Genomic DNA, 19,909 nt, shown 5'->3' with positions numbered 1-19,909 from the left:
CGCGGCATCGTCCTCACGATCACAGGCGGTGTGCTGGCCAACTCACTCACGACTTCCCCTCGCGGTCGAGCAATCTCCGCACCAGTGCCTCCAACCGCTCGACGAGGTCAACGCCCAAGCCCTCCGCCTTCTCCATCACCGGCGCCCCGAACACGCGCAACCCCAGCGCGCGACGCAGCTCAGCCCCCTGGTCACCCAGCGGCTCGGTGTAGGGCACCAGCGTCCTGAGGGCGATGGACAGCTCACCGGACCACTTCGCCGCCGCCCGGTGCCGCGCCGACTCCTTGGCCACGTACCCGGCGAGCACCGCGGCCGGGATGGTCGCCGACAACCGGACCAGGTCGGTCGTGAGCAGGTCGGTGTGGAAGACCAGGGTGATCGTCACGGCCGACGCCGTGATGATCACGAGCAACCCGACCACGGCGAGCCGCCACCGGTTGGCCAGCCTGGTCTCCTTCTCCTCGTGCTCCCGGAAGTGCTTGGCCAGCCGGTACGCCGCGACGTCGCTGGGGTCGACGGCGGGCGTGGGCTCCTGGGCGCCCTCGGCCTCCAGGTACCAGAGGTCGATCTTGTGCTTGGTCTGCGTGACGACCTCGACCGTGGTGTTCCGCGCCGCGCCGACCACCCGGTCCACCTCGGCGGCCTGGTTCGCCACGGCGATGAGCTCGACCAGGAACTCGTCGAGCCGTTCACACAGCCGGTTGGCCAACTCGCGGAGCTTGGCAGGCCCCCGGGTCCTGGCGCGGCCGTTGTCGATGGCGTGGAAGCAACCGTCCAACAAGTCCACAATGGATCGGAGTTCGCGCAACATCTCGGTCATGCCGTCGCGTCCGGCCACCGCCTCGCGCAGCTTCGCGTGCGCGTCCACCGCGCCGGGTAACTGCTTGAAGAACTCCGCGGTGAGCTTCACCGCGGTGCGGGCGTCACCGATCACCGGGTTGGCCCCGTTGGGCCACCGCGCGAGCCGGTCGGCCAGCGTGGTGACGGCCCTCGTCACGGTAGCCAGTTCGGCGCTCCACTCGCTCATGCGGAGAGTCCTTCCTGCTGGTCCGGGTCCCGTGCGCGCAGACGGCGGAGGACTCGGTCGAAAGCGACGCAGTCGAGCAGGACGAAGGCCGCGATCACCACGAAGATCACCACGATGACGCCGACCGGGTTCCGGTCACCCACGACCTCCCGGGCATCGAGCCAGTTGAGCCTGGGCGGCTCGTGCTCACCGTGGCCCGCCAGTCTCGCGTTGACGGCATCCAGGTCCGCCTTGGCCACAGCGCGGGTCACGGCGGCGGTGCGGGCCTTGTCCACGGCGTTCACCACGGCGACGGTGAGGTTCGTCTGCGCGCGCAGCATGGAGTCGGCCGACCGGGCTCGGTTGTCCTCTTCGGACTTGTACACGTCCGCCTGCTGCTCGCAGAACGGAGTCGGGCCGCTGCCCTCGCCCTGGCACAGCGACCTGCGCGCGGCCGCGGCCACGTCCGCCGCGTGCCCGGTGTCCACACTGGACCGGGTGACGTCGGCGTGCGATCGGACGACCTCGGGATCCGTGTCGATGGCCGGGATCGTCGTCTCCCGCAACACCTTCTCCAACGCGCCGCGCTGCCGCGTCCACTCCGCCTGGTCCTTGCGCCACTGCTCCTGGGTTCCGGGGCCTGTCAACGCCTCGATGTCGGAGCGGAAAACCCAACTGGCGGCCGCGTAGGACACGGCGAACGCGACCAGCAACGAGATCAGCACCCGCCAGATCTGGAAGACCTGGCCACCGAGCCGGATCGTCCAGCAGTTCGCCAACGCCACCACCGCGCCGACCAGGGCCACGACCACGGCGAAAGCCCACGCCGAGTACCCGAAGCCGCAGATGGTGACCACGGCCACGACAATGGCGACCAGCAACGCGAACAGGGCGGCCCGGCCGACCATTCGACGAGTCCGGGGTGCGTCCAGCATCCCGGCCAGGTCGAGCTTGGGCCGACTTCCTCGCTCCATCGGGTCGCGCGCTCCTCGTGCTCAGGCGAACGGGTTGTACGGGTCGATCTGCGGTGAGGGGCGCTGCTCGGTGCGTTGCTCCGGCTCGTTCGCCGGGCGGGGGAACTGGCTGTCGCCGAACGGGTTGTCGAGGTGGGACGTGCCTTCCGTCGGTACGGCGGTGGTCTGGGCGAACGGGTCCACCGGTGGCCCCGCGTACCCGTTGCCGCCTGCCGGGTGGGCCGTGGTGGCGAAGGGGTCGGTCGGGGGGCCGGAGTTGACGCCCGCGGCGGCGCGGTCGTCGAGGATCACGACGTCCATGTCCGGTCCGATGGCCCGCGGCGAGCCCGGCTGCAGCATGGCGGTGGGCACGCCCGGTCCGCCGAACTCCAGCCGCCCGGACACGCGGCGGATGTGGAAGGTGTTGGGTTCGTCCGGTCCCGCGGGCTGCAACTGGAGTCCGGTGAAGTCGTCGTGCACCACGAAACCGAAGGTCCTGGCGGACGGGTCCGGCGCGACGAGTTCCGAGACCTGGAACCCGCCGCGGCGCAACTGGACGCGCAGGCCACCCACCGACAGGTCGGCGAGCTTCGTCCGCAGCCGCAGCAGGAGGAACACCAGGGCGGCCAGCACGAGCACCCCGAGCCCCACCCACATCCAGAAGAACCGTTCGAACACCCCCGGTTCCGGCGCGACCTCGGTGGCCAGCAGCCGCTCGGCGACAACGGCCCCGTCCGACTCGGTGACCAGGCTGAGCCGGGCGCCGCTGACGCCTTCCGGGGTGCCGGGCCCGAAGTGCAACGTGAACGGGATGTCGCTGTTGCCCGGCTCGGCCTGCGGCGCGGAGGGATCCACGGTCAGGGTGGTGCCCGCGGTGACGTCCGAGGTCTGGAAGCGCAGCCGGACGGGCGCGCCGGAGTTGTTGGCGACCCGGGCGGTCCCGGTGATCGAACCGCCGGGGGTGACGGTGGCGCGGTTGTCGTCGAACAGGATCTGGCCCTGCACGGCGGCAGGCTCGCCGCGCACCTTCGTCGACAGGACCCGCCGGTCGCCGCCGATGCCGACCCCGCTGACGTCACCGGTGAAGGTGAGGTCCCCCTTGGCGCCGTCGGGGACTTTCAGTTGACCGGTGAACGCGCCGTCGCCGTCCGGGTCGGTCAGTTGGACGGTCTGCGCGGGGAAGCCGGACGAGCCGGTGAGGGTGACGACGAAGGTCAGGCCGCGCAGGATGTCCGGGTCGGCGATCGCCTTGTCCCTGGCACGCACCTGCATGCCGACGTCGACGGTCTGGCCCGCGGCGGGCTGGGCGGGCACGGCGGTCAGGTACGCCTTCACCGCGGCCTGGAAGAACACGGCGGCGGCGACATCCCGCGCGTCGACGTCGGCCGAGGACAGCCGGATGGTCCAGCGGCCGGGCACCGGGTCGGCGATGACCACCGACTCGGTCTCGGTGCTCTGCCCGGCGAACTCGAAGTGCGACCCGCCCTCGGCGGGCGCGGGCTTGCCGGACCCGGGGGCGCGGTACTCGACCTGGACCCGCCGGTCGCGCTTGTAGACGATGATCGAGGCGTCGCTGGCGACCTCCGGGATGTCCACCGTGAGGTCGAGGGAGCCGCCCTTCGGGACGTCGCCGCGGTCCGAGGTGTTGTAACTGCCGCAACTGGCCGACCGGAACGCGTCCTGGATCGCCCCCCGCAGGTCACCGGCGCCGACCACCCGCTCCTTCGGGTTCGGCGCGGCGGGCGTGCAACTGGTGCCCTTGGCCAGGCCCGCGAGCCCACCGAGGTCGACCTTGCCGAAGCCGAGCGGCCACACCTGGGCGTGTTGCCGGTCGAGCGCGCCGAGCACGTTCTTGATCTCGGCCGCCGCCGCCCGGTTGCGCCGGTCGGGGGTGTCCCCCCAGGACGGGCTGTTCGACACGTCGAGCACCCCGTCGGTCAGCAGGAACACCACCTTGCGGTCCGGCCCCCCGGAGCGCACCGTGTCCAGCGCCTGCTGCAACGCGGCGACGTGGTCGGTTCCGGCGCCCTCGGAAACCTGACGCTTGTGCAGCCCGTCAACACATTTCGCGAGCCCGTCTCGACTTTGCGACTCATCCACACCGGTCGGCGGACAAACGACATCCACCGCGCTCTGCCCCGGTTTCTCCGAACTACCGAACCCGACGACTGAAACGATCGAGCCCGGCGCCAGAACACTCGCCGCAATGGTCCGCGCCGCTTCCTTCTCGGCGACCAGGTCCGCGTCCCCGATACTCCCCGACTCGTCGACCAGCACCACCACCTGCAGCGCAGGCAGTACCGCGGGCTGGTCCTGCGCCACCGCAGGCCCGCCAACCAGCGACAACAGCACCCCGACGACCCCGAGCAACGACAACGCCGTCCTCGGTGTCCTTTTCCCGCGAACTGACATGAGGCCGCGCCAATCCTCGCTCCGTGCGCCAACACACCGCACTTTTCCAGGCATCAAGTACCGCGAAGATCGCGGCTCCCCATACCACCGTTACAACCCCGCCCGCGTCCCGCAACAAATTCACGACTACTGACACGGATCGTTATCACCCTCGGCCATCCACACCGCACACCTGCCAAAAACATGACAACCCAAAAACCATTCACCCGCGATTTTTCGCCACTTTCCCACGGCGAACCACCGGAACCGACCCGCTGAATTCCACAATGGACAACCCATCGGCGCAGGTGATCCCCGCCACAAACACGACTGGCCGCGCCCAGGACCCGGTCCCGAACACGGCCAGCACGAACACCCCGACTCGGCCAGAGCCGGGGTCGGCACACCTCGAACGACAGAGAGCCCGCGCCAGGCGCGGAGGATCAGGGGTCCCGTGGGAGTTCGGCGAGGAACCGCTCGAACTCGGCACCCAACTCGTCGGCGCTCGGTACCTGCTCACCCTCGGCGACGAGCAGGTTGTTCGAGGACTCGGCGTAGGCGTCGTACTGCCGTTCGAGGGCCTCGACGACCTGGCTGATCTCCGCCGAGTCCGCGACCTGGCGGGCGACCTCGGCATCGGCCAACTCCGCGGCGGCGCGCAGGGCGTCGGTCTTGATCACCAACCCGGTGGCCGACGTCACGGCACCCAGCAGCCCGAGCGCGGCCGTGGGGTAGGTGCTCTGCGCGAGGTAATGCGGCACATAAGCGGCAAACCCCATGGCGTCGTGCCCCGCCTCGCCGAGCCGGAACTCCACCAGCGCCGACAGGTTGCCCGGCACCTGCACCCGGCTGACCGGGAACCGCTCGGTGACCAACTCGGCCCTGGTCGCGTGCGAGATCACCGACAGCGCACGGGTATGCGGAACGGCCATCGGAATCCCGTGAGCACCCACAGTCAGCCGCACCCCCCAACGCTCCACCAGACCCTGCACCGCCGCGACCACCGCCTCCCACCGACGATCCGGCTCCGGCCCCGTGAGCAGCAGAAACTGCACCCCCTCGGCGTCGTGCAGCAGGCGGACCACGAGCTCAGGCCGGTCATAGCCCTGCCACCGGTCGGTGTCGTAGGTCATCATCGGCCGCCGAGCCCGGTAGTCGATCAGCCCATCCACGTCGAACCGAGCCACCACCCGATGCTCACAAACCGCCAACAGATGCTCAACCAGCGCCGCCCCGGCCGACCCCGCGTCCATGAACCCGCTGAAGTGGTGCAGGAGCACCACCCCGCTCAGATCCGGCACATCCGAGTCGACCTCGAACAGCTCCTCGGGGTCCAACGCCACCCATACCTCCCACGGTCAACCCACCTGACTACCCCACTCAGCGCCACCGACCCGCCACATATTCCCCTCCGGCCGAACTCCACGACGAGATTCGCCCTAGTTGCGAAGGTGTGAACGGGCCATGGACGAAACTGGTGCTTTGTTGGCATGTACCGTCCGGGAAACGGGATAATCACTGTGGACCTTGTCCGTCGTTCCGCTGACGACCAGGACACCAGCTACACCGACTTCCAGCAGATGGCCAAGTACGACAAGGTCCGCGGCACGGGCCCGTCCTGCCACAACAGTGTGGACCAATTCCCGACCGGTGGCGTACAACCGACCCGCTGGGGTTGGATGGGGGTCGGGGGTGGGGGGATGACTGGACAAGCGGATGTCCTGGTCCGGGTGTTGGGGCCGGTCGAGGTCGTGGTCGATGGCGCCGTCGTGGGGGTGGGGGCGGGTAAGCCGCGGGCGGTGCTCGCGGCGTTGGCTGCTCGGGCGAACGAGTCGGTGTCGACCGATGAGCTGGTCGGGTGGCTGTGGGACGAGGACGCGCCCGCCAACCCGCGGCATACCGTGCAGGTCTACGTGATGCGCCTGCGCAGGCTGATGGGCGCCGACTCGATCCTGACCACCGCGGACGGGTACCGGCTGGTCGCGCCGGTCGACGTGACGGACTTCGAGCGGGCGATCGGCGAGGCAGGCGACGCCGAACCGGATGTGGCGGTCGGATTGCTGCGGTCGGCGGAGCGGCTGTGGCGGGGGGAGCCGCTGGCGGACGTCGACATCGAGCCGGTGCGGGAGCGGGTCGCGCCACGGCTGTGGGAGTTGCGGCTGGCGGCGGTGGAGCGGCGGCTGGAACTGGACATCACGGCGGGCGGGCACGAGGTCGTCGGCGAGTTGCGGACGCTGACCGCGGAGCACCCGCTGCGGGAACGGTTGTGGACCCTGCTGGTGCGGGCGCTGCTCGCGACGGGCCGCGCTGGTGAGGCGATGGCCGCCTACCACCAGGTCCGGGAAGTGCTCGCCGACCAACTCGGCGTCGACCCGGGCCCCGAACTGCGGCGGCTGTTCGAGGACATGCTCGACGGCACCGCGACCGACCACCCCGTGCCGCAACGGGTGCGGCTCCCACCAGACCTACGGGACTTCGTCGGCCGGGAAGACCTGCTAGAGCGCACCGTGAACCTGTTGGTGCCAAAAGGAAACGCGATGCCGATCGTGGCGATCGTCGGACCGCCGGGAGTCGGCAAGACGGCCTTGGCGGTGCACGTGGCGCACCAACTGCACGCACGATTCCCCGACGGCAGACTCTTCCTCAACCTGCACGGCTACTCGACCCGTCCGTCCACAACGGCCGAACAAGCGCTCGCACACCTGCTCAGAACCCTTGGTGTGGCAGCGGAACGCGTCCCGCTCGACGTCGACGCGCAGTCCGACCTGCTGCGGGCCCTGTTGGCGGACAAGCGGACGCTGCTCGTGCTCGACAACGCCGCGGACGCCGAGCAGGTCCGGTCCCTGCTGCCATCCGGCCCGGGTTGCGCGGTGCTGATCACTAGCCGCGACGAGATGCGCGGCCTCGCGGTCACCCACGGCGCCCGCGTGGTGTCGGTGGGCGTGCTGACCGACACCGAGGCGCGGCACCTGCTCGGCGAGATGCTGGGCGCCGCGGTCGACGCCGAGCCGGAGGCGGTGGCCCAGTTGATCCGGCTCTGCGGCGCGCTCCCGCTCGCACTGCGGATCGCGGCGGCCAACATCGACGGCAGGATCGCCGACCACGTGCGCGAGCTGTCCCGCCGCGACCGGTTGCGGACGCTCACCGTCACCGGCGACATCGCGGTGAGCGCGACGTTCGACCTGTCCTACGACGCCCTTTCCCCCGCCGCCCAGCGGCTGTTCCGCCTCTGCGGGGTGGTTCCGACACCGGACATCACGGCGGAGAACGCGGCGATCATCGCCGGTATCAGCGAGGACGACGCGCTGTACCTGTTGCGCGAGCTGGCTTCCAGCCATTTGGTGCAGCAGGCCCTGCCTGGCCGCTACCAGTACCACGACCTGCTCCGCCTTTACGCCGCGCGCCGCGCCGAGGTCGAGGACTCCCCCACCGACGTGCTACCCAGGCTGCTCACCTGGTACGTCGGCGTCGCACACCGCGCGGCGGACCTGCTCTACCCCGAGATGAACCGGCTCGATGGTCCACGTGCCGAGAAACCCTTCCCGGACAGCGGGAGCGCATTGTCCTGGTTGGACGGTGAGCGGATCAACCTCGCCTCGATCGTCTGCCACGCCGCCGACGCGGGCCCACACCGCCCCGCCTGGCAGTTGACCGACGCGCTGCGCGGGTACTTCTGGATCCAGTCCGACCACACGGCGTGGCAGTCCTCGGCGCGAGCAGGGTTGCGAGCCGCGACAATCGCAGGCGACGACGAAGCGACGGCCGCGATGCACCTGAGCCTGGGAACCCTGCGCTCAAGCCTGGGCGACTCCCCCACCGCGATCACCCACTACGACCAGGCGCTGCTGATCGCGGGGCGGACCGGGCACGAGCAGTTGGTCGCGGCGACGTTGAACAACCTGGCCTGCTGTTGGCAGGACCAAGGCGAGCTGGACAAGGCCGTCGAATGCTACGAGCGCGCGCTCTCGTTGTGCGACAACACCTCGACCAGGATCACGATGTCGGTCAACCTCGGGTCCGTCCAGCGGGAGCTCGGCCGGATCGACCAGGCGCGCACGATCTTCGAGGAAACGCTCAAAGCGTTGCACGACAACCGATCCCTGCAAGCCGAGGTCGAGGTCCTCGACAACCTCGCTCGGCTCCACCTCGACCAGGGAGAAGTGGAGCAGGCCCTGAAGCGCGCCGGCGCCGCGCTGCGTCTGGCCGAGGAGACCGATCAACCCCGTCAAGTGGCCGAGGTACACAACACTCTCGGCGCTGCGCGGTTGAGCCAGGGACACCCGGAAGCAGCGGTCGAGCACCACACGCACGCCCTCCGAGCAGCTCGCGACCTGGGATACCAGCGAGCGGAGGTCGGCGCGCTCATCGGACTGGCCGACGCCACCAGGGTTGCGGGGCGCCCCACAGAGGCCCTGGAGTTCGGCCACGAGGCGTTGGCCCTCACCGACAAGATCGGCCTCCGGGTGCGCCGCGGCCGGGTCCTGACCTCACTCGCCCGCACCCACCTCGACCTGGGCGACCACAAGACCGCCTCAACCCAGGCAACCGAAGCACTCCACATCCACCGCGAAACCGGCCACCGCCCCGGCGAGGCCCAGGCCCTACGCCTACTCAGCGACCTCGCCGAGCCCGCCACCGCCGAACCGCACCGGCAAGCGGCAGCCGTTGTTCAAGGAGTAGACGCCACCGAGTCGCGTGTAGACGGTCGATGACACCCAGGTGACAACGAGCTGGCGCGCTGAGGCTGGAAGGTCAACCCCGACGGACGGCATCTGGGAGGGCTGCCTGGTCGGCGGCGGCCAGGGGCAATACCACACCGGTCGACTTAGTCCACTGTGGAGTCAACCAGGTGGTGCGCCACCGGCGTACTCCCGTGTTACCCGGGTGAGAACGAGCTGATAGCGGTCTGGCCTACGGTCGCCTGGATCGGCTCACACACGAGGAGGAACCGTGAGACTTCGGATGGTGCTCACCACCGTGCTCACCTTCGTCGCGGCGCTGGGGCTGGTGAGTCCCGCGACGGCCTATACCGGCAACAACTACACCGGCTTCTTCGAGATCAACCAGAGCAACGAACTGGTGCACTGGGACAAGAGCAGCGGCAGCTACCAGTCGCAACTGATCGGGCCAGAGTGGCAGGACACGAAGCTGATCGCGGCGCTGAGCACCGACCAGGTCGTGCAGGTCCGCAACGACAACACGCTGTGGGATTGGAAAGTCGACCACACCGACAACGACCGCTGGAAGGGCTACTTCGTCGGCGGCGGTTGGAGTGACGTCCGGGCGATCACCGGTCTCGGGTCGAACAACTTCCTCGCGCTGACCACCGACGGGGTGCTCAAGGAGTACTTCTCGGCGTTGGGCAACCACGTCTACACCCAGCCACGGACCGCGTCCGGGTTCGCGGGCCTGGACAAGATCGCCGGTCGGGGCAGCGGCGCCTTCATCGGGATCGACTTCTCCGGCAACGCCGCCAGCTACGGCTGGGGCAGCGGCACCTGGAGCGCCACCGCCGGCCTTGGCCCGAACTGGGGCAACGTCCGGCTCGTCGCGGGCATCAGCGACTTCCGCTTCGCCGTGGTCCGCACCGACGGCGTCTTCGTCGAATGGAACCAGGCGAGCGTCCTCGGCCCCTGGATCGGCACCCCCATCGGCGGCGGCTGGGCCAACACCCGGCTGCTCGGCTGAACCGGAGACACCATGAAATTCCGCAAGGTACTCATCGCCCTGCTCACACTGTTGGCGACCCTCGGCGTCGCGGGTCCGACCCCCGCCGGTGCCGTGGCGAACGCCACGGGCTTCTACGAGATCCACAACGGCACCGAGGAGTTGGTGTTCTGGCAGCGCGGCACCAACGGCGGCTACACACGGCAGTTGATCGGCCCCGGCTGGGGCGACACGAGACTGATCGCCGGGCTGAGCACCACGCAACTGCTCCAGATCCGCGTGGACGGCACGCTGTGGGACTGGAAGGTCGACCCGGCCGACGGCAAGTGGAAGGGCTACTACGTCAGCCCCAACTGGGAAAACGTCACCCAGCTCGCGGGCATCGGAACCGACCGTTTCCTGGCCCTGACCTCCGGCGGCGTCCTCACCGAGTACTGGTCCCCATCGAGCAACCACGCCTATTCCGTCCAAGGCACCTGGCCCGTCTGGGGCAACCACCGCCTGATCGCCGGACTCAGCTACTCCCGAATCTTCGGAATCACCAACTCCGGCGACGCCAACCGTTTCACCCGCGACGCGGGCGGCTGGTCCGGCGCCTACGTCGGCCCCGACTGGGACAACGTCCGCCTCATCGCAGGCATCGACACCACCCGCCTGGTCACCGCCCGCACCGACGGCGTCCTCGTCGAATGGAACAACACAACCGCCAACACCTGGACCCCCACCATCATCGGCGGCGGCTGGAACAACACACGCCTCCTCGGCTAGCCACACCGAGGCCGCGAACGGTTCAGCTCAGATGATCTAGGAATAGATCGAGGGCCTCCGGGTCCGGCGTGGACCGCGACGTCTGCACCGGGCAACGGAGGCCCTCGTGACCCACGCCAAACCGCTCGAACAACGCCGCTACGAACATGCCGCTCCCGGTGGTCTGGTACACGTCGGCATAACACCTACCTCACCAGGTGCCCGGATCACACGACCCTATCCACTATCCTCCGGCCATACTGAACTTGTCGCGGGCCACCCATCCGGGCGCCGCGCGCCATGATCCGGAGGGTGCTTTGCCGAAGGTGCCTGACTCCCGCAAACCCGGCCGTGCGGCGGTCAACGCGCTGCGGACGCTCCTGGAGCGACACAATCACATCGTTCAGGAGGTAGACGGCCAGAACGACTTCGGCGAGGACCAACACGTCACGTTCACCGAGGCCGGTGAGGTCACCGGCGACCTGGTCAAGATCCAGGTCAAAGGCGGCCGCTCGTGGCGCAGGTCCAACGGATACGCCGTGCCGATCGGTGACCACGGCAGCACCTGGGCCGATGGCAACATCCCGGTGCTCTGCGTTGTGCACGACCCGGACACCGACGGACTCTACTGGGCCAACGCCACCAAACAACTGCTGTCGGCGCGGCGCGACGGCGAGGTGCTCAAGACGATCACCATCAGCCCGAACCGGAAGTTGGACGACGAATCCATCACGGACTTCGTCGCCGAGGCCAGAGGCTACCTGAGCCGCTATCGAGGCAACCGGATCATCCAGGCCCAGTTGGGCGATATGGCGGGTGTCGAGTTCGGCACATCGGACATCGTGCAGCACTACGTGAATGTGCACGGCGAGGACATGATCTTCTGGCAACATTGGGGCGAGGGATTCGCAACCCTGCTCCACAGCGACCTCGACTGGCATCCGACGCACTTCGGCCCCGAGCATTTCCATCCCCATGGTCGACCGGGCCTTCTTCCCGGCATGTCCGTGGTGGGAACCACGATACTGAACACACCCGAGGCACAATGGCTGGCGGCCTGCCTCGACGCGGCTCAGTGGGCACGCAAACCCGCCACCGACGATCCACCGCTTCACACCAACACCCACGCACGTGACAACTACGTGGCCAACCGGGTCGAACACCATCTTCAGGTCGAACCAGATGCGTTGGCCCGGTCGATCCAGGCACTCCGCACCGAAACCGCGACCAACCACGACCTCGCCACCATAGCCGCCGAGTTGGAGTCGGATGCCGTGGCACATGCCGAAGCGCTCTCGAAGCCGTGGCTCAAGATGTCGGACAAGGCCCGCCGACTCGTCACGTTTTACCTGGTCAAAGACGTAGTGATAGGACCACCCGTGTTGCCGATCGACGACCAGTTCCGGATCGTCTGGCGATGCCCCCGCCCGACCGAGGAATACGGCTTCGACGCACGGGTCGGCCAACCGAGTACTCGCAAGTCGCCACACCGGGAACGCGTATCGGCTTTCGAACTCAGAGGAACAGTTCGTCCGAAAGTTGTCTCCCAAGCCGCAGTGAAGGCGCGCAACAAGCAGTCCCTGGACAATTTGGCAGATACGTTCGTGGATCGCCTCACCATCTTCGGTGTGGACGGCGCCTGGAACCTGCACGAACTGACTGTGGACGTCGAACCTTCCGCGTACGTCCTGTTCTCCTCGTGTCGTCGTCATGAACCTGCGTTGGCGCACCGGGGTCCAATGAAACCGAGGCAAGCAGGCTTGGCTGCGGCAGCGTGTCCCCGAGCCAAGCGCTGCGGACGATTCCGGACGCGATACGGGATGAGTTGCTCGCCGCGATGACGTGTGACGGGATCGTGCCTCGTCAGGCTTGCGGCTGGTGTGAGTCGCCACGGTGAGGTCGGCCCCCGCGGTGTCAGGCGGCGATTTCCACGGTGGGCTGGGGTGTGGGCGCCAGCCGTCGGGATCGCAGGGCGAGGGTGATCATGACTGCCGGGATCAGGAGGTCGTTGACGAGGACTCCGCCGGTGTTGCCCGGGGCGTGGTCACCGTTGGCGAACCACTGGTAGATGTGGCCGACCACGGCTCCCCAGAGGAACATGCCTGCGCCGAGGCCGATGGTGATGCGCTCGCGCGGTGTGGCCGAGGCGGCGCGGAAGCCCATGATGGCCAGCCCGAGGTTGGCGAAGGCGATCTCGAACAGGAAGGGCGTCCGGTTGAAGCCGATCGCGGTGGCCATGACGTCCGGGAAGGCGAGGAACGCGACCGTCATCCACAGGCTGCCGAAGCCGAGCGCCCCGATCGCCCACCAGCGCTGCCAGATTTCCAGCGCCTCCTGGGGGGAACGGGCACGGCGGGCTCGTACGAACGCCCCGATGGCGGGCACCAGGAGCCAGACCAGGGGAAAGGCGGATTGGGCGAGGTAGGAGGTGTCCATGGCTCATTCTTACCTGGTTAATATTAACCAGTCAACACTTGTGTTACGGTGGTGCCGTGGACGAAGGACTCGCAGATCTGCTGCACCGCGTGGTCATGCTGCTGGGCGAGGCGGCCCGGCGGCGCATCGACGACCGTGACAGCTTGACCTACAGCCAGATACGACTTTTGGGAACGTTGGAGGAGATCGAGCCCGCGACACAGCACCGGCTCGCACAGGCGCTGTCCGTGTCCGACCCAGCGATCAGCCGGGCCCTGCGACCACTCGAAACCAACGGCCTGGTGCACATCACCATCGACCCCGACCACGCCCGACGACGACTGGTCCGCCTCACCGACGCAGGCCGAAAAGCCTTCCACACCGCCGGGAAGCCACTCTACGACGAACTCCGCACCGAACTCGCCGCAGCAGGCTTCCCCTACGAACGCTACCTCAAAGACACCCTCCGGCTGGCCGAACTCCTCGAATCCGACTGACAACACGGCGCGTAGCGGCGATCGATGGCTCACTTCGGGCCGGGTACCGGCGAAACCGGCACGAGGGCAACGGGTTCGCCGTCTGCGTCCACCGAGGACGGGCGGCGTGGTCGCACGATCAGGTTGAGCGCCGCGCCCGCCAGGAACACCACGGCCGATGCGGCGACCGCGAGGTGGAAGCCGGTCAGGAACGGCAGTCCGGTCGCGACCAAGGCGCCCAGTACCGCCACGCCCAGTACGCTGCCGAGTTGGCGGGCGGTGTTGACCGCACCGGAGGCCAGGCCCGCGAGGTCGCGGGGTGCCGCCTCGATCGCCGCCGTGGTGGCGGCGGGCATCGCGAAGCCCATGCCCAGTCCCGCGGCGAAGGCGGCCGGGACGATCAGGGCGTAGCCGCTGCCCGCGTCCACCAGCACGAAGGCGAGGAAGCCCAGCGCGCCCGCGGTCAGCCCGATGACCATCGTGTACCGGGCGCCGATCCGGGCCGCGGCGCGGCCGCCGAGTGGGGAGCCGATGATCGCGCCCACCGCCTCGGGCACCAGCAGCAGGCCCGCGGTCAGCGGGGAGAAGTGGCGCAACTGCTGGAAGTACAGGGTGAGCACGAAGAACTGGCCGTAGAAGCCGAAGTTCAGCAGCAGACCGGTGGCCGCGGCGGCGGAGAAAACGCGATCGCGGAACAGGGTGGTCGGCAGCATCGCCTGCGCCTTGCGGTGTTCCACCACGAGGAACACCGCCACCAGCGCCAGGCCCGCGGCGACGATCCCGAGCGTGCGCGGGGACCACCCGGCCGGGCCGCCGCCCTCGATGATGCCGTACACCAGCACCACCAGGGACACCACGGCGAGCACCTGACCGGTGACGTCGACGCTTCTGGTCGGGTTCGGCACCGACCTGGGCACCGCGTGCCGCACGAGCAGGTAGGCCGCGAGCGAGACCGGCACGTTGACCAGGAACACCGACGGCCAGCCCGCCAGGGTGATCAGTGCGCCGCCGACCACCGGGCCGACCGCGGCGGCGATGCCGCCCATGCCGCCCCAGACACCGATCGCCTTCGCGCGGGCCGCGCGGTCGTGGTAGGTGGTGTTGATCAGGGCGAGCGAGGCGGGCACCAGCGCGGCGGCGCCGAGGCCCTGCAGGGCGCGGGCGAGCACCAGCAGCGGGCCGTTCGGGGCGAACGCGCAGGCCGCGGAGAACACCGCGAAAGCCAGCAGACCGGCCTCGAACACCCGGCGCGGGCCGAGCCGGTCCGCGGCGGCGCCCGCACTGAGCAGCAGGGCGGCGAAGACCAGCGTGTAGCTGTCGACCACCCACTGCTGCAGGACCACGCCGCCGCCGAAGTCGTGGCTGATGGCGGGCAGGGCGACGTTGACGATGGTGGTGTCGACCATGACGATGAAGAAGCCCAGGCAGATGGCCGCGAGCGGCAGGAACCCGGATCGGGCGCCGGTCCGCGCGCGCCCGTCCTGGTCGGGGATTGTCACAACAGGTCAGGTCTCCTCGGGAGCGTTCGGTGCCGGGGGTCTGCGGGGTACCCACAACGGTAGGGCCGGACGCGTCCGGCGACGGCCGAACCGTGGCCGGGGTGCGCGGGCACGGTCGCGGCACTGTCGCGGGCACTGTTCGGCGGGCGCCGGACGCGTCCGGGGCTAGGGTCGGAGGTGGCCGGTCCGCTGCCCGCCGAGGGCCGCGGACGGCCCGTGAAAGGTGTTGCGCATGGCCGCAGAGATCTCGATCTTCGCCGTCGGTGACGTGTTCATCGATCGTGCCGACCCCGCCTCCGCGCTGCGGAAGGCGCGGGACGTCCTCTCCGCCGGGGACATCGTCTTCGGCAACTGCGAGGGGACCTTCAGCGACGTCTGGGAGCGCGCACCGAGCTGCGGTTCCCCCGTGGTGTCCCCGGCCGCCCACGCCACCCCCTTGGCCGCCGCCGGTTTCTCGGTGATGTCCCTGGCCAACAACCACAGCGTCGACGGCGGGCACGCCGCGATGCTCACCACCCGCGACACCCTGCGCGGTCTGGGGATCGCGACCTCGGGGGCGGGTGCCGATGCCCGCGAGGCGCGGGAGGTGGCCGTCGTGCGCCGGGGCGACCTGCGCGTCGGGTTCCTCTCCTACGCCGCGGTCTTCCCGCACGGTTACGAGGCCCGTTCCGCCACACCGGGGTTGGCGCCGTTGCGGGCGCACAGCCGCTACACCCCGTGGGAGCTCAACGAGTGGAACCCCGGCCTGGCGCCCCGGGTGAGCACCGAGCCCTTCCCCGAGGACGTCGACGCGTTCGTGCGCGACGTCAAGGCCGCTCGGGCCGAGGTCGACGTCTTGGTGGCGAGTTTCCACTGGGGCGACTTCACCCGCCCGTTCGTGCTCACCGACCACGAGCGCACCATCGCCCACCTGGCCGTGGACTCCGGGGTGGACATCGTCCTCGGGCACCACCAGCACATGCTGCGCGGCGTGGAGTTCCACCGCGGCAAGCCGATCTACTACGGGCTGGGGCACTACCTGTTCGACCTGCCGAACCTGTCCGAGCGGCTGGCCAAGGACGGCTACCTCAGCGCCGCCTCGCCCGCCGCCGAACTCGCGCTGGACCGGCGGTTCGGCGAGTACCGGATCCGACCGCGCGTGGGATACCCGCTGCTGCCCTTCCACGAGGACTCGCGGATGACCGGGGTCGCGGTGATCCGGGTGAGCGCCGAGGGCGTGGTCTCGGCCGGGTTCTGCCCGGCGGTGATCGACGAGACCAACGAACCGGTCGGCGTCGCCCCGGACAGCCCCGAGGGCCGCAGGGTGGTCGACTACCTGCGGCGCTGCTGCGACGAGGAGTTGCTGGCCACGAACGTCATGCCGCCGCGCGCCGACTCGGGACTGCCCACGGGCAGCGTCCAACTCGTGCCTGCCCCGGAGCCGACCCGATGACCCCGCCAACCCCGACGACCGGGCCGACTCCGTTGAACCCGGTCACCCGGCACGTCGACGTCCCGGGTCTGGGCGACCCGCGCCGGTTCGGCTACGCGCACGCGGTGGCCGCGGGCGGGTTGCTGTTCCTGGCCGGGCAGATGGGCATCGACACCGACTACCGGGTGCCGAGCGGCGATTTCGACGACCAGGCCACCCGCACGCTGACCAACGTGCTCGCCGCGCTGCGGGCGGGCGGGACGGACGCGGCGCACCTGGTGTCCATGACGGTCTACCTGGTGGACATGGGCGACAGCGCGCGGTTCTTCGAGATCCGCTCCCGACTGCTGGGCGACGTGCTCGTCGCCAGCACCACGGTCGCGGTCAGCGGGCTGCCGCTGCCGGGCCTGCTGGTCGAGGTCCAGGCGGTCGCGGCCGTCCCGCCGCCATGAGGTCCGGCCGGGTGGACGGGGTGCGGCGGTGACCGGGACCGGACCGTCTGGACCCGACATCGCCGCGGTCGCGGGCCTGCTCGGGGACCGCACCCGGTTGGCCATGCTCACCGCGCTGACCGACGACCGCGCCCTCCCGGCGAGCGAACTGGCCCTGCTGGCCGGGATCTCCCGGTCCACGGCCAGCGAGCACCTGTCCCGGTTGGTCGAGCAGGGCCTGCTGGTCACCGAGCGGTGCGGCAGGCACACCTACTACCGGATGGCGAGCGCCGACGTGGCGGGCGCGCTGGAGGCGCTGGCGGTGATCGCCCCGCACCGGCGGCCGCACTCGCTGCGCACCTCACGCGAGTTGGCAGCGCTCGGCGGCGCCCGGATGTGCTACGACCACTTGGCCGGTGAGCTGGGCGTGCGACTCGCGGATTCCCTGTGGCGCCAGGGTTTGCTACGCCGCACCGACGACGGGTTCGCCGTCGACGCGGCGGAATGGGACGCGCGGGCGCCCCTCGGCGTGCGGTGCTCGCGGCTGGCGGGTGCGCGGCGCCCGCTCGCACGCGCGTGTCTGGACTGGAGCGAACGCCGCCACCACCTCGCGGGCGGGCTGGGTGCCGCCCTGGCCGCGCGGCTGTTCGACCTGGGCTGGGTCACGCGGTCCCCGGTACGCCACCGGGCCGTGCGGATCAGCGCGGAGGGTTCACGCGGACTGGACACCGCCTTCGGGTTCCGGCCCGCCGAGGACCTCGCCGAACCCGCGGGCGGCTGAGTACGGCGGTCCCGAACAGGATTCCCCTTCGCGACCGCCGTTTTCCGGTCAGCACGGGGAAACCCGCTGCGGTAGCTGACGTTCCCTTGCCGCCGGGTTGTCCGGCCGTTGCGGGGACGATCCGTAGCGTCAGTGGTGGAAGGCACGGACGGCACGGAAGCGGTCACGGACAACGAGAACGGCCGCCGCGCACACCGAATCCCGCTCACCCGAGCAGATCCCGGAGATCCACCATGACGCAGACGGTCAACCGCAAGCTCTACCGCGGGGAGTACGACGACGAGTTCTACTGGGAGCGCGTCGACCGCAACCTGGGCTGGCTGGGCACCACCCCCGCCGAGCAGCGCGGCAGGCAGGAACTGCTGCGGGACGCGGTGATCGGCGTCGTCGGCACCGGCGGCATCGGCGGCGCGGTGGCCCTGCGCCTGGTCCGGATGGGCGCCCGCAACCTCAAGCTCGCCGACCCCGACCGGTTCGACCTCACCAACGTGCAGCGCCAGGTCGGCGCGGCCCGCGACACCATCGGCCGCAACAAGGCCGAGGTGGTCGCCGAGATGGCCTACGACCTGACCGGGGACGTCAACATCGACGTCTTCCCCGAGGGCATCACCCCGGAGTCGGCGGCGGAGTTCGTCGACGGCTGCGACTACGTGATGGACCAGATGGAGTTCTTCCAGATCGCCAACCGCTACGCGCTGCACCGCGCGTTCCGCGCGGCCGAGCGCTGCCGGTTCATGTACAAGATCCCGACCGTGGCGCACTCGACGTTCATCTTCAAGTACACCAAGGACTCCATGCAGATCGAGGAGGTCTACGACCTGCCGGCCGACGCCGAGATGACCCCGGCGGTGGTGCGCAGGCTGATGGAGCGGATCATGCCGGAGCTGCCCGAGTTCCCCGGCCCGGCCGCGCTCGACCACTGGTTCGTCGAGCTGGGCAAGATGCCGATCTTCGGCGCCTGCCCGCCGCTGGCCGAGGGCGTGCTCGTCGAGCGGCTCGCCCAGGACATCATGGGGATCCCCGGCGGGGCCGAACTGCCCGTGCAGCCCGGTTACGCCGTCTTCGACTCGCTGACCTGGACGGCCAAGCTGGTCGACCGCGCGTGGTGGGCCAGGTGACCCCGACCCGGATCGTCCTGCTGACCGAGACCAACTCGAAGTTCGGCGCCCCCGTGCTGCGCAGGCTGGTGGAGTACCCCGGGGTCGAGGTCGTGGCCGTGGTGACCCGCGAGCCCGGCGTGCTGTGCGAGTACTACGCCGACGACCCCGATCCGGTCGACGTGGCCGAGTCCGCCGCCGCGGCGGGCATCCCGGTGTTGCGGCCCGCCAAGGTCAACGACCCCGAGCTGGTCGAGCGGTTGCGGGAGCTGGCCCCGGACTACCTGATGATCGCGAACTACCGGCTGATCCTGCGCGAGCCGGTGCTCGCCGTCCCGGCGCGGGGAACGGTGAACCTGCACCCCGGTCCGCTGCCGCGCTACGCGGGGCTCGCGCCCTTCTTCTGGATGGCCAAGAACGGCGAGCGCGCGGGCGGCACGTCGATGGTGTGGACCACCCCGGAGATCGACGGCGGCCCGCTGGTCGCCCAGCGCCGCGTGGTGCTCAACGGCACCGAGACCGCCCGGCGCATCATGGACCTGCACTTCCAGGCGTCCTGGCAGTTGCTCGACGACGTGCTGCCCGCCCTGATCACCGGGGCGGTCGAGCTGACCGACCAGGACGGCGCGGCGCGGACGTACTTCGGCAAGCCGCGGGCGCAGGACCGAACCCTGGACTGGGACGAGCCGGTCGAGGCGGTGCTGCGGACGGTGCGGGCCTGCTCGGCCGAGGTCGGCGCGCTCGCGGTCACCTCCTCCGGGTCGACCTTCCGGGTGCTCTCCGCGGAGGCGATGCCCGGCCACGCCGAGGACCTCGGCGACCCGGGCGAGCTGCGCGTGTTCGGCCACGGCGTCCTGGCGATCCGCGCCGCCGACGGCTGGCTCGCGGTCACCAGCCTCGGGCTGGGGGCCGACTCCGAGCCAGAGGAGCGCCTGACGGTCACCAACGTCCCGGCCCTGCTCGACGCCCTGGACCTCGGCGCGAGCGGCTGAGCACCACCCGGATCCCGTTGTCCCCCACTGCTCCGAACGCCAC

The 19,909-nt window shown here is 69.8% G+C and carries 16 protein-coding genes; 10 read left to right on the top strand and 6 right to left on the bottom strand.

Going from position 1 to position 19,909, the window contains the following annotated elements; genetic code table 11:
* Window positions 1-46 precede the first annotated feature (46 nt).
* The 4 genes from H504_RS0114590 to H504_RS0114575 form a co-directional block, all read right to left on the bottom strand.
* A complete protein-coding gene (locus tag H504_RS0114590) occupies window positions 47-1,027 on the bottom strand; it encodes a hypothetical protein (protein ID WP_026423374.1) in 981 nt (326 codons plus the stop codon).
* Window positions 1,024-1,980 carry a hypothetical protein gene (locus H504_RS0114585; RefSeq protein ID WP_157440415.1) on the bottom strand — a complete coding sequence of 319 codons (957 nt, stop codon included), beginning with the start codon at window positions 1,978-1,980 and terminating at the stop codon, window positions 1,024-1,026. Before H504_RS0114585 ends, H504_RS0114590 begins: the two co-directional genes overlap by 4 nt.
* A 21-nt stretch (window positions 1,981-2,001) precedes the next feature.
* Entirely contained in the window at window positions 2,002-4,371 is a 2,370-nt protein-coding gene (locus tag H504_RS0114580) for a vWA domain-containing protein (RefSeq protein WP_169735395.1), read from the bottom strand.
* A 422-nt stretch (window positions 4,372-4,793) separates the two neighbouring features.
* Window positions 4,794-5,693, bottom strand: coding sequence for a proteasome assembly chaperone family protein (locus tag H504_RS0114575; RefSeq protein WP_026423371.1), 900 nt, complete (start codon window positions 5,691-5,693; stop codon window positions 4,794-4,796).
* A 357-nt stretch (window positions 5,694-6,050) separates the two neighbouring features.
* Here H504_RS0114575 and H504_RS35105 point away from each other — a divergent pair, with 357 nt between their 5' ends.
* From H504_RS35105 to H504_RS38705, 4 genes are all read left to right on the top strand, one after another.
* Window positions 6,051-9,062 (top strand): AfsR/SARP family transcriptional regulator, encoded by a 3,012-nt coding sequence (locus tag H504_RS35105; RefSeq protein ID WP_169735394.1) that lies wholly within the window; start codon window positions 6,051-6,053, stop codon window positions 9,060-9,062.
* Between the two features lie 238 nt (window positions 9,063-9,300).
* A complete protein-coding gene (locus H504_RS0114565) occupies window positions 9,301-10,038 on the top strand; it encodes a hypothetical protein (protein ID WP_157440414.1) in 738 nt (245 codons plus the stop codon).
* 12 nt (window positions 10,039-10,050) lie between these two features.
* Window positions 10,051-10,785 carry a hypothetical protein gene (locus tag H504_RS0114560; RefSeq protein WP_026423369.1) on the top strand — a complete coding sequence of 245 codons (735 nt, stop codon included), beginning with the start codon at window positions 10,051-10,053 and terminating at the stop codon, window positions 10,783-10,785.
* A 305-nt stretch (window positions 10,786-11,090) separates the two neighbouring features.
* Window positions 11,091-12,605, top strand: coding sequence for a DUF4365 domain-containing protein (locus tag H504_RS38705; RefSeq protein ID WP_211239322.1), 1,515 nt, complete (start codon window positions 11,091-11,093; stop codon window positions 12,603-12,605).
* 73 nt (window positions 12,606-12,678) lie between these two features.
* Here the strand turns inward: H504_RS38705 and H504_RS0114545 are convergent, their stop codons facing one another.
* On the bottom strand, window positions 12,679-13,200 hold the full coding sequence (locus H504_RS0114545; protein ID WP_026423368.1) for a DUF6790 family protein: 522 nt from the start codon (window positions 13,198-13,200) through the stop codon (window positions 12,679-12,681).
* Window positions 13,201-13,256: 56 nt separating this feature from the next.
* Between H504_RS0114545 and H504_RS0114540 the strand changes: the two genes are divergently transcribed.
* The gene (locus H504_RS0114540; RefSeq protein WP_026423367.1) at window positions 13,257-13,676 is read left to right on the top strand and encodes a MarR family winged helix-turn-helix transcriptional regulator; all 420 of its coding nucleotides are present in this window, start codon (window positions 13,257-13,259) and stop codon (window positions 13,674-13,676) included.
* 29 nt (window positions 13,677-13,705) lie between these two features.
* Here H504_RS0114540 and H504_RS35095 read toward each other — a convergent pair whose 3' ends face one another.
* A complete protein-coding gene (locus H504_RS35095; RefSeq protein ID WP_245614251.1) occupies window positions 13,706-15,154 on the bottom strand; it encodes an MFS transporter in 1,449 nt (482 codons plus the stop codon).
* A gap of 232 nt (window positions 15,155-15,386) precedes the next feature.
* On the opposite strand from H504_RS35095, the gene H504_RS0114530 reads away from it, so the two are divergent.
* From H504_RS0114530 to H504_RS35085, 5 genes are all read left to right on the top strand, one after another.
* Entirely contained in the window at window positions 15,387-16,586 is a 1,200-nt protein-coding gene (locus tag H504_RS0114530; RefSeq protein WP_035304398.1) for a CapA family protein, read from the top strand.
* Window positions 16,583-17,017, top strand: coding sequence for a RidA family protein (locus tag H504_RS0114525; protein WP_051385857.1), 435 nt, complete (start codon window positions 16,583-16,585; stop codon window positions 17,015-17,017). Before H504_RS0114530 ends, H504_RS0114525 begins: the two co-directional genes overlap by 4 nt.
* A 28-nt stretch (window positions 17,018-17,045) precedes the next feature.
* Entirely contained in the window at window positions 17,046-17,777 is a 732-nt protein-coding gene (locus H504_RS35090; RefSeq protein WP_051385855.1) for an ArsR/SmtB family transcription factor, read from the top strand.
* A 233-nt stretch (window positions 17,778-18,010) separates the two neighbouring features.
* Window positions 18,011-18,895: a ThiF family adenylyltransferase gene (locus H504_RS0114515; RefSeq protein ID WP_026423364.1), complete on the top strand. Its 885-nt coding sequence runs from the start codon at window positions 18,011-18,013 to the stop codon at window positions 18,893-18,895.
* Window positions 18,892-19,866, top strand: a complete 975-nt coding sequence (locus tag H504_RS35085; RefSeq protein ID WP_157440413.1) for a methionyl-tRNA formyltransferase — start codon at window positions 18,892-18,894, stop codon at window positions 19,864-19,866. Before H504_RS0114515 ends, H504_RS35085 begins: the two co-directional genes overlap by 4 nt.
* Window positions 19,867-19,909 lie beyond the last annotated feature (43 nt).

The sequence above is a fragment of the Actinokineospora inagensis DSM 44258 genome (assembly GCF_000482865.1).
GTDB classification, from domain to species: Bacteria; Actinomycetota; Actinomycetes; order Mycobacteriales; family Pseudonocardiaceae; genus Actinokineospora; species Actinokineospora inagensis.
This window is presented reverse-complemented; position numbering and strand designations above follow the sequence as displayed.